The following is a 10,021-nucleotide window of genomic DNA, read 5'->3' as shown; positions in this document are numbered from 1 at the left end:
TGAATGAAGGCCGATCGTCAGTCGCCCTCGAGGCTCATGTGAAATGCGGCTCGACGGGGCTCTTCCCCTGTGAACCGCCGCATGGTGCGGCGCAGACAAGGCAAGGAGGCCGCCATGATCGAGCACCGGGAACCCCGTCGTTCGTTACTCAGTTCTTCGCAATTCCTCGTCCTGTTCTCCTGTCTGGGCGTCCTGACCCTCGCGCTCGGCGGGGACCTGCCCATGGCATCGCCAGCCGACGCTGCCGCCGTCGCCTCACCGGTACGGCCGTTCGCACGAGCCGACAACGTCGCCCCGGACCGCTACATCGTCGTTCTGCGCGACGAGGCGCTTCAAGGGAAGCCGGGGGAGCCCCGACTGACGTCCGAGGGCCTCGGAGAAAAGATGAGCCGGGAAGTCGGCGGCCAGATCCATCGATCCTTTGAAAGAGTGCTCAAGGGCTTTTCCGCCACACTCGACTCCCATGCCCTGGAGGCGATGCGCAAGCGGCCGGAGGTCCTTCTCGTAGAGCCGGTCATCCGCTCGGAGGCCGCCGGAACCGAAACGGTAACCAGCTCAGTCTGGGGGCTGGACCGGATCGACCAGCGGAATCTTCCGCTCGACAGGACCTACCACTATCCCGAGGGAGCGGCGGGGGTGCATGCCTATGTCTTCGATACCGGAATCTATTCGTCACACAGCGAGTTCTCCGGACGGGTGATCGAGAAGAAAGACTTCGTCGGCGACCTGACCGGAACCGAGGACCTCTGCACGGGGCATGGAACCCACGTTGCCGGGATCCTGGGGGGCGAGACCTACGGCGTGGCGAAGGATGTCATGTTCCACAACATGCGCGTTCTCGATTGCGGCGGTCACGGGACCAGCGAGGAGCACATCCTGGCCATGGACTGGGTCGCCGAGCATCACATCAATCCCGCCGTCGCGAACATGAGCATCGAATATGCGGTCCCAAGCGCCACGGTCGACACGGCGGTCAGGAACCTGGCGGCCTCCGGAGTGACCGTGGTCGTCGCGGCGGGAAACTACTCACAATACGCATGTCAATTCGCATTAGCCGATGTCAGCCAGATCATTGTGGTGGGATCGGTGAGTAAGAACGACACGCAGGCGAGCGACTCGAATTTCGGCCTCTGCCTCGACCTCTATGCTCCCGGAGTTTCGATCCTATCCGCCGGAAATCTCGGTACCTCCTCGACCGCGACAAAGTCGGGAACCTCCATGGCGGCTCCTCACGTGGCGGGCGCGGCGGCTTTGTACCTGGCGGCGCATCCGGCGGCGTTGCCGCGCGAGGTGGAAGCGGCGCTCGTCGGCCATGCCACCTCCGGCAAGCTCACCAGCCTGGGGCCGACCTCGCCGAACCTTCTCCTGATGGCGCAGCAGGGACTCGCGCGCGGCAGCAGCCTGGCGCGCGGCGACTTCAATCTCGACGGTATCGACGACCTCGCCATCGGCGTGCCGGGGGAGGACTCAGGAAGCGTTTACGACTCGGGAGAGGTGGAAATCTATCTCGGCTCTTCCAGCGGCTTCGGCTCCGCTCCCAATCAGACCTGGTGGCAGGGCGCCAATGGCCTGGACGGCACGCCCGAGGCGGGAGACCGCTTCGGCAGCGCCCTGGCCGTGGGAGATTTCAACGGAGATCATTTCGACGACCTGGCAATCGGCGCTCCGGGCGATTCGATCAACGGCGCCAGAGAGGCGGGGGCCGTATCCATCCTGTTCGGTTCCTCCGCGGGCCTGTCGGCGGCGGCGGACCAGCGATGGCATCAGGATTCCAGCGGGGTCCAGGGTGTCGCGGAGCTGGCCGACCGGTTCGGCGCCGCGCTGGCCTCGGGCGATTTCGACCATGACGGCTACGCCGATCTGGCCATCGGCTCACCGGGAGACGGGATCAACTCGGGAACTTACAATGCCGGGGCCGTGACGATCCTCTACGGCTCCTCCGGCGGGCTCACCTCGACCGGCAACCAGCGTTGGTATCAAGATGGCCTGGGTCTTTCGATCTCCTCGGAGAGCGGCGACCTCTTCGGCGCCGTGCTCGCTACCGGCGACTTCAATCATGATCTGCGAGACGATCTGCTCATCGGCTCGCCCACGGAGGACATCGACGATGCGATCGACGCCGGCATGATCGTCGTGCTGTACGGAACGTCCACTGGCCTGCTGTCCACCGGCGCCAAGGTCTGGCACCAGGACACTACCGAGGGCAGCATCGAGGTGGCGATGGTTGCCGAGACCGGAGACTTCTTCGGCTCGTCGCTGGCGGCAGGAGATTTCGACGGCGACGGGCGCGACGATGCCGCCATCGGCGTCCCCGGCGAGGACGTCGTCGACACCGAGAACGCCGGCATTGTGAGCATCCTCTATGGCAGCTCCAGCGGCCTGTCTGCCTCGGGGAACCAGGCCTGGAACCAGGGAGAAAGCTCGGACCTGGAGGGAAGCCTCGACGCGGACGACCGGATGGGTTGCAGCGTTGCAGCGGGCGACTTCAATCACGATGGCTACAGCGACCTTGCGGTGGGTTCCTGCGGCGAGAACAATTCAGACACGGGGAACGCCCAGGGAATGATCAGCATCCTGTACGGAGGTGGCAGCGGACTCCGCAGCACCGGCGACCAGGTCTTTTCCCAGAGCAGCCCGGGGATCCTCGACACCGCGGAGGCCTACGATGGGATGGGAGTGGCTCTGGTGACCGGATTTTTCAACGGAGGCTCGATCTGCGACCTGGCGATCGGAGTCCCCGGCGAGGAAGCTTCCGTTGATCGCAGCGATTCCGGGGTGGTCAACGTCCTCTTCGGCACCACCGGCGGCCTCAGCGACGCGGGCAACCAGCTGCTCGATTGAACGCTTCGAATCAAGCAGACGTGGGCTCCGGAGCTCGAGCTTCGGGGCCCTCGTCTTTTCCGAGACGAGGCAGCCGATGCTCGCTCGCACTCGCTCACGCCAAGTCCGGGGCCCTCATGGCTGGCTCTGCGGAACGGTTGGGCTGGAGGTGGCGCCGGCAGGAGGCTGTGCCGACCACCAGCCACCTCCCAGCGCCTGGAACAGCGCCGCCGAATCGGCGAAGCGATCGGCGAGCGCCCGGGTCTGATCGAGCGAGGCGGCCAGGGATTGCCGCTCCGAATCGAGCAGATCGAGGGTGCTGATCCCCCCCGCCTCGAATCGCTTCGTGTTTATCTCGAAGGCGGTCTTCGCGAGACTCGCCGCCTCAGCGCGGTCGCGCAGCGCCTGGGCATCCTGGTCGAGCGCCGCCAGGGTGTCCGCCACGTCCTGGAACCCTTCCAGCACCACTTCGCGGTAAACCCCGCCCGCCTGCTCGAACGCGGCCACGGCGGAGCGCTTCTGCGCCTTGAGCTCGCCGCCGTGGAAGAGCTTCTGGACCAGGGTCGCCCCCAGGAGATAGAAGCCGGTGCCGCTGCTGAACAGGCTCGACAGCGCCGTGGCCAGCGAGCCTCCGACACCGGAGATGATGATCTGCGGATAGAAGTTCGCGGTCGCCACCCCGACCTGGGCGCTCGCCTCGTGGAGCAGCGCCTCGGCGGCCCGGATGTCGGGCCGGCGGCGCACCAGCTCCGAGGGAAGGCTCAGCGGCAGCTCGGAGGGAAGCTGCAGGTCGGACAGCCCCAGCTCGGGGAGCTCCGCCTCGCCCGGCAGCTGGCCGAGGTAGACCGCGAGCCGGTTGCGGGTCTGCTCCAGACGCTCGCGCAGGGGAGGAAGCGAGGCGCGGGTCTTGGCCAGCTCGCCGCGCTGCGTCACCACGTCGATTTTCGCGACTCCCCCAGCTTGCTCGCGACGCTCGAGGATCCCGATGCGGCGCTCCTGGAGGGCGACGATCCCCTCGGTCGCTGCAATTTGATCCCGCAGAGAAGCTGCCTGGATTGCGGCGGTCGCCACGTTGCCGGCCAGCGTCAGGCGCGCCGCCTCCAGCTCGAAGCCCTGGTAATCGACACGCGCCTGCAGCCCCTCCAGCTCGCGGCGGCTCTTGCCGAACAGATCGAGCGTGTAGGAGACGGTCACGGAGGCGTCGTAAAGGGTGAAAGGAGTGTCGATCGGCAGCTGCGGCACGTCAAAGGACTCGGGATTGACGTCGACCCGGGTGCCGGACAGCCGCGCATCGACCTTTGGAAACTGTGTCGCGCCGCGGCGCGCGCGCAGGTCCTGCTGCGCCTTGACCAGCTTCGATTGCGCCTGGACGAGGCGCGGCGAGTCACCGAGGGCCTGGCGAACGAGGGCATCGAGCTTGTCGGACTGGAACAGCTTCCACCACTCGGCCGGGAGATCGCGCTCCACGAAGCGCTGCGCCTGTCCGCCCGGGGCGTCGGCCGACGCCGTTTCGCTGGGTTGCTCCCCGGCGGTGTAACGCCCGACCGCCGGCGGGTCGGGCGAATGGAAATCGGGGCCGGCGGCGCATCCGACCATCAACGCGATCAGAACAGCCGAGAGCGTGGTCCTCATCTCAATCCAGCGTCTTGCGATAGACGCGCAAGGCGAACGACATCACCACCACCGTGAAGACCATCAGCGGCCACAGGTTCGGCCAGAGATCGGACCAGCCATTTCCCTTCAGCAGGACGCCGCGCACCAGCCTGTTGAAATAGGTCAAAGGGATGAGGCTCCCGATTCCGCGCGCCCAGGCCGGCATTCCCTGGAACGGGAACATGAAACCCGACAGCAGCATGTTGGGCAGGAAATAGAAGAAGGTCAGCTGCATCGCCTGCAGCTGGTTCTGCGCGATCGACGAGAGGGTGATGCCGACCGTGAGCTGTGCCGCGATGAACACCAGCGCCACGATATACAACGACACCAGGCTTCCGACGATCGGCACGCCGAAGACGTAGCGCGCCGCCACCAGGATGATGGTCGCCTGGATCAGGCCGATGGCGATGTAGGGAAGGATTTTCCCGGTCATCACCTCGAGCGGGCGGGCCGGGGTCGCCAGGAGGTTTTCCATCGTGCCGCGCTCGCGCTCGCGGGTCATCGCGAGGCCCGTCATCATCACCATGGTCATCGTCAGGATGACCCCCATCAGACCCGGCACGATGTTGCGCTGCGTGATCGCCTCGGGATTGTAGAGCTTGTGCAGCCGCACCTCGAAGGGGGGGAGGCCCTGCGCCAGCGAGGCGAGCGGGCCGGAGAGGTCCTTGGCCGCCACCGAGGAGACGAGATCGCGCGTCGCCGCGATGGCCGATCCCAAGGCGGAAGGGTCGGTGCCGTCGGCCTCCAGCAGCAGCGCCGGACGCTCGCCGCGCAGCAGGTCGCGCGTGAAGCCGGCCGGGATGTTCAGGACGAACTGCACGTCGCCACGCGCCAGCGCCGCGCGCCCCGCCTCCTGGTCGGGCAGCTCCTTTTTCAAGGCGAAGTAGTCGCTGTTCGCCATGGCCGCCAGGTAGCTGCGGGTGAACTCGCTGTGATCGGCCGAGATGATCGCGGTGGGCAGCCGCTTCGGGTCGGTGTTGATGGCGTAGCCGAACAGGATCAGCTGCAGGATCGGCACGCCGATGATCATCCCGAAGGTGAGGCGGTCGCGGCGCAGCTGCAGGAATTCCTTGCGGACGATCCCCCGGAAGCGCGCGAAGGAGAAGCGCCTCACGCGACGGCCCCGAAATTATCGGAGGAGCTGCGCATCAGATGGATGAAGACATCCTCGAGCCCGACCTCGGAGCGGGCGATGTGCAGAGAGGAGCCTTCCGTCTCGCGCCGCAGCGTCGCCTCGAGCGCCTCGGCGTCCCTGCCGGTCACGTGCAGCGCCGCCCCGAAGACGGCGATCTGCTCGACCCCGGGTCGGCCGCGCAGCTTCTCGCCCATCGCCGCCATGTCCCCGCCGGTGACGATCCAGGTGGTGAGCCCCTGCCCCGCAACGATCTCCGCGGCGGTCCCCTGCGCCATCAACCGGCCGTAGGCGATATAGGCCAGCTTGTGGCAGCGCTCCGCCTCGTCCATGTAATGAGTGCTCACCAATACGGAGATGCCGCGGGCCGCCAGGTGGTGCAGCTCGTCCCAGAAGTCGCGCCGCGCCTTCGGGTCCACCCCCGCGGTCGGCTCGTCCAGGAGCAACAGCTCCGGCCGGTGCAGCATGCAGGCAGCCAGGGCCAGGCGCTGCTTCCAGCCGCCCGAGAGCGATCCCGCCAGCTGCGTGGCGCGCGAGCCCAGTCCGAGCCCTTCGATTGCCTCGTCCACCGCCCGGCGGCGGTCGCGCATCTCGTAGACGCGCGCCACGAAATCGAGATTCTCCCGGATCGACAGATCCTCCCAGAAGGAGAAGCGCTGCGTCATGTAGCCGACTTTTCGCTTGATCTGGTCCTGCTCTTTGAGGATGTCGAAGCCGAGGCAGGTGCCCGATCCGGAATCGGGAGTGAGCAGGCCGCACATCATGCGGATTGTCGTCGTCTTGCCGCTGCCGTTGGGACCCAGGAAGCCGAAGATCTCCCCGCGCCGCACGCGCAGCGACACGTCGATGACGACGTGCTTGTCGCCGAAGCTCTTGTTCAGGCCGTGGACATCGATCGAATAATCCGGGTCCACGGGAGCGCTCACCGGAGAGTGATCTCGACCGGCTGTCCGGGTCGCAGCAGCGCGGCGCGGTCCGGGGCGGGTCGCGCCTCGATCATGAAGACCAGCTTGGCGCGGTTCTCGTTGCTGTAGATGACCGGGGGGGTGAACTCCGGGTCGGTGGCGACGTAGCTCACGGCGGCCGTGATGCCGGCGTCGCACCCGTCGCAGCTCACTGCAACCTCGCGTCCCACGGGAAAGTCCTTCAGTCTCCCCTCCGGGACGAAGAAGCGGAGCTTGACGTTGGCCGGCGGGAGCATGCGGATGACGGGAGCGCCCGCCGGCACCCACTCCCCTTCGCGGAAGAGCGTGTCGACGATGACGCCCGCCTGCTCCGCGACGACGTGCTTCTGGTCGAGACGCCATTGCGCCTGGTCGCGCGCCGCCTGCGCCGCCGCCACCTGCGAGCTCTGCGCGCGGATCTGATCGGGCCGCGCGGTCAGCTCCTCGACCTGGATCCGGCCGGAAAGCTCGCGGACGCGGGCCGCGTCGACGTCGTGCTTCGCCCGGATCTCGTCCAGCTGCATGCGGGAGATGCCGCCCGCCGCGAATTGCGCTTCGTCGCGCTCGAGCTGCGAGGCCGACTGGCGCTCCGCCGCTCTGGCCTGCTCGAGCTGCGACTGGCTGACCTCGATCTCCTGGCGGCGCCTCCCCTTTCCCAGGTCGGCCAGCTGCGAGCCGGCGGCGCTCAGCGCCTCGTCGGCCTGGCGCACCGCGGCCTGCTCCTGGTCCGACTCGAGATCGAACAGCGCCGCCTTCGCTTCCACCTTCTGTCCGCGCTCCACGGAAAGGTGCTCCAGGCGTCCGCCGACGCCCGAGGCGACGTGGACGAACTCTCCCTCGACGTAACCCTGGTAGGTGGACGGACCGTTGCGGGAGCAGGAAAACAGGAGGATTGCCGGCAGGACGAGCACCGCGGCCCAAGGGATCCGCCGCCTGCGTGCACGCGCCGCGCCCACTCGCCCCGCCGTGATCATGATGGTCGGGAATTGTGGCACAAGCGGCGCGGTATCAGCAAGATGAGGCTTGAGCGGCCTGCGCAGTTCTGCTGCCGCACTTCCTGCCATGTCTCGAACTCTCTTGCCAAGTAAGGCTGCCTAGGACTGACGGGGTGCGCGGCGTTCAGTCTTGGTGGTCCATCCAATAGTTCGCACCCCGCAGCCCAACCAGCCACGGGGCGCGACAGGGTCGTGCTGAAGCAGAGCCCGCTGGCGCTCGCGGCCCGCAGCTCAACCAGCCAAGAGTTGCGTTGCGGCATGCAGCTGGGACGTGGAGCTTCTTAAGACTTCAGCAAACCGAGATTTCCTACGCCCGACAGGTCTGCGAGAACCCTGCATGCGGCACGCCGTCAGCACCTTGAACTGCGGGGTGCCGCCGATCAGGCTGCGGCGGGCGAACTTGGACGTGGCTCACAGGGACTGAGCCATCGCCCGCCGTCAGCCTTGAGCAGCTTCACGACCGTGCCGGTAGAAGCTCCTCAGTTCTTCTAGAATAGCTCGCGAGATAATCCACGATACGGAGGTTCACATGGAGTCAAATCTCACCGGCGGCTGTTCCTGCGGGAAAGTGCGTTATCGGCTATCTACGGCGCCCATGTTCGTGCACTGCTGCCATTGTCTGAACTGCCAGCGGCACACGGGGAGCGCCTTCGTGATCAATATGCTGATCGAAGCCGACCGCGTCGAGCGCGAGGGCGCGGTGCCGGAACCGGTGGTCATGCCCCTCAACGGCGGCAGCCCCAACCGGATCTTCCGCTGCCCCGACTGCCGGGTGGCGCTGTGGAGCGAGTATGGCAACCGTCATCAAGTATTGTTCGTGCGCGGCGGCACGCTCGATGAGCCTGCCGCCGTCGCTCCCGACGTCCACATCTACACCCGCTCGAAGCTTCCGTGGGTCCGGCTGCCCGACTCCGTCCCGGCCTTCGAGGTCTACTATGACCCGAAGGTACTCTGGCCGGCCGCCAGCCAGGAGCGCCGCAAGGCGGCGTTGGCGAGGGGGGCGTAGGTCCGGAGTCCTTACCGGGACCTCGAGGCGGACCGATGGCCACGCAACCGTTCGAGGGAATCGAGGAATTGCTGGAACTTCGATGCAGCGCCTTCTTTCACGCTCCACTTTCCAATCTTGCTGAGGTTCACCCGTCGCCGGCGCGCGATCTCCACGGCGGTGGAAAGACTCTGTCGGTCGTTCCAATGATAGAAGGCCGCAAGCCGATCGCGGCAGGAGTCGGTGGCGGACAGAGCCCTCACGCCGACCTTGCCAATCCTGTAGGTGACGGGTTTGACGTCGAGATCGCTGCCGATCCCCAGAGGCCCCGCCGGGAACTCCACCAGGAAGCGAGCCCGTGCGTGCTCGTAATGGTTTCCCACCCTGCGAAAACCGATGCCCCGCATCGCTTCGTCGAGCTCATGGGATGAAGCCGCCGACTGCAGGATGAAATCGAGATCGAAGGACTGGTACTTCCCTTCGCTGTACAGGGTTGCACAGGCACCCCCCGTGAGCACGGCCCGGATGCCGGCACGGGCAAGCGTTTTCGCGACCTCCGCGGCCACGTGCCCCAGGCTCGAATCCGCGGTCAGACTCACAAGGGCTTGCCGGCCCGCCGCGGCCGCCTTCTCAGCTTATCGGTGCGTTCCCGGATCTCGTCTTCCGCCTGGGCCAGGCGCTTCAGGTAATCTTCGAGCTCCTGGCGCGCGAAGTATCGCGGGTTCAGACGGTAAAGGCGTGTCCTTCCCGCATTGCGGGCGGCGACCAGGCCGTCGCCTTCGAGCCCCCGGAGAGCCTGCTGGACCCCATTGAGAGGAACGTCGAGCAGGCGCGCGAGCTCTCTGGGGAAGCTTTCTTCCAGCAGGCTCAGGGCCACCAGGACCTGAGACCGTACCCGTCCGCCGAAGGGAGAGGATCGAGAGACCAACATACTTGGTCATATGACCATATTTATTGGTCTATGTCAAGAGGCTCCCCACCACGGAGACCCGAGCGGCTTCCCTCAGCTCTTCTTCTGGGCTTCGATCTTCCTGGTGAGCTCCTTCTCCCTGGCAACCAGCTCGGGTGATGCGTCGAGATCGGTAACCTCGTAGAGGGGGCGAATCTCGATCTCCGAATCGCCCGGCATGGGGTTTGGACAGCGCTTGACCCATTCGACAGCCTCGTCCATCGACTTCACCTGCCACAGCCAGTAGCCCGCGATGAGCTCCTTGGTCTCGGAGAAAGGACCGTCGACCACAGTGCGCCCGCTGCCGCTGAACTTCACCCTCTTCCCTCTCGAGCTCGGCTGCAAGCCGTCACCCGCCTGCATGATCCCCGCCTTCACCAGCTCCTCGTTGAACTTCATCATGTCGCTCAGAAGCCGCTCCGAAGGCATGACGCCGGCCTCGGAGTCCTTGGTCGCCTTCACGATCACCATCACGCGCATCGTCGTATCTCCTGATTAGGGAGGCGGGGTCCATCCCCGCCTCCATGGATAGGTCGAACGGCG

At 66.2% G+C, this 10,021-nt stretch carries 9 protein-coding genes; 2 read left to right on the top strand and 7 right to left on the bottom strand.

Annotated features, from left to right (window positions below; all coding sequences use genetic code 11):
* Positions 1 to 114: 114 nt before the first annotated feature.
* Positions 115 to 2,841: a S8 family serine peptidase gene (locus VFW45_16085; protein ID HEU5182306.1), complete on the top strand. Its 2,727-nt coding sequence runs from the start codon at positions 115 to 117 to the stop codon at positions 2,839 to 2,841.
* A 114-nt stretch (positions 2,842 to 2,955) separates the two neighbouring features.
* On the opposite strand, the gene VFW45_16080 is transcribed toward VFW45_16085, so the two are convergent.
* From VFW45_16080 to VFW45_16065, 4 genes are read right to left on the bottom strand one after another with little or no spacing between them, the layout of a single operon-like run.
* Positions 2,956 to 4,452 (bottom strand): efflux transporter outer membrane subunit, encoded by a 1,497-nt coding sequence (locus VFW45_16080; protein HEU5182305.1) that lies wholly within the window; start codon positions 4,450 to 4,452, stop codon positions 2,956 to 2,958.
* A 1-nt stretch (position 4,453) separates the two neighbouring features.
* Positions 4,454 to 5,587 (bottom strand): ABC transporter permease, encoded by a 1,134-nt coding sequence (locus VFW45_16075; GenBank protein HEU5182304.1) that lies wholly within the window; start codon positions 5,585 to 5,587, stop codon positions 4,454 to 4,456.
* Positions 5,584 to 6,531 carry an ABC transporter ATP-binding protein gene (locus tag VFW45_16070; GenBank protein ID HEU5182303.1) on the bottom strand — a complete coding sequence of 316 codons (948 nt, stop codon included), beginning with the start codon at positions 6,529 to 6,531 and terminating at the stop codon, positions 5,584 to 5,586. Before VFW45_16070 ends, VFW45_16075 begins: the two co-directional genes overlap by 4 nt.
* Positions 6,528 to 7,460 carry an HlyD family efflux transporter periplasmic adaptor subunit gene (locus tag VFW45_16065; GenBank protein HEU5182302.1) on the bottom strand — a complete coding sequence of 311 codons (933 nt, stop codon included), beginning with the start codon at positions 7,458 to 7,460 and terminating at the stop codon, positions 6,528 to 6,530. Before VFW45_16065 ends, VFW45_16070 begins: the two co-directional genes overlap by 4 nt.
* A 613-nt stretch (positions 7,461 to 8,073) precedes the next feature.
* On the opposite strand from VFW45_16065, the gene VFW45_16060 reads away from it, so the two are divergent.
* Positions 8,074 to 8,550, top strand: a complete 477-nt coding sequence (locus tag VFW45_16060) for a GFA family protein (GenBank protein HEU5182301.1) — start codon at positions 8,074 to 8,076, stop codon at positions 8,548 to 8,550.
* 11 nt (positions 8,551 to 8,561) lie between these two features.
* On the opposite strand, the gene VFW45_16055 is transcribed toward VFW45_16060, so the two are convergent.
* From VFW45_16055 to VFW45_16045, 3 genes are all read right to left on the bottom strand, one after another.
* The gene (locus tag VFW45_16055; GenBank protein ID HEU5182300.1) at positions 8,562 to 9,128 is read right to left on the bottom strand and encodes a hypothetical protein; all 567 of its coding nucleotides are present in this window, start codon (positions 9,126 to 9,128) and stop codon (positions 8,562 to 8,564) included.
* Complete coding sequence (locus tag VFW45_16050) at positions 9,125 to 9,460, bottom strand: winged helix-turn-helix domain-containing protein (GenBank protein ID HEU5182299.1); 336 nt, start codon at positions 9,458 to 9,460, stop codon at positions 9,125 to 9,127. The genes VFW45_16055 and VFW45_16050 overlap by 4 nt, the downstream gene beginning before the upstream one ends.
* 72 nt (positions 9,461 to 9,532) lie before the next feature.
* Positions 9,533 to 9,958, bottom strand: a complete 426-nt coding sequence (locus VFW45_16045) for a YciI family protein (protein HEU5182298.1) — start codon at positions 9,956 to 9,958, stop codon at positions 9,533 to 9,535.
* Positions 9,959 to 10,021 lie beyond the last annotated feature (63 nt).

Source organism: Candidatus Polarisedimenticolia bacterium (assembly GCA_035764505.1).
Classification (GTDB): Bacteria; Acidobacteriota; Polarisedimenticolia; order Gp22-AA2; family AA152; genus AA152.
Note: the sequence above shows the minus strand (reverse complement) of the source record. Positions and strands in the feature narration are given on the sequence as shown.

Bases quoted from the DNA above. Each gene is read 5' to 3' on its own strand.
- VFW45_16080 (HEU5182305.1), bottom strand. From the start codon at position 4,452: ATGAGGACCACGCTCTCGGCTGTTCTGATCGCGTTGATGGTCGGATGC.
- VFW45_16050 (HEU5182299.1), bottom strand. From the start codon at position 9,460: ATGTTGGTCTCTCGATCCTCTCCCTTCGGCGGACGGGTACGGTCTCAG.
- VFW45_16060 (HEU5182301.1), top strand. From the start codon at position 8,074: ATGGAGTCAAATCTCACCGGCGGCTGTTCCTGCGGGAAAGTGCGTTAT.
- VFW45_16045 (HEU5182298.1), bottom strand. From the start codon at position 9,958: ATGCGCGTGATGGTGATCGTGAAGGCGACCAAGGACTCCGAGGCCGGC.
- VFW45_16085 (HEU5182306.1), top strand. From the start codon at position 115: ATGATCGAGCACCGGGAACCCCGTCGTTCGTTACTCAGTTCTTCGCAA.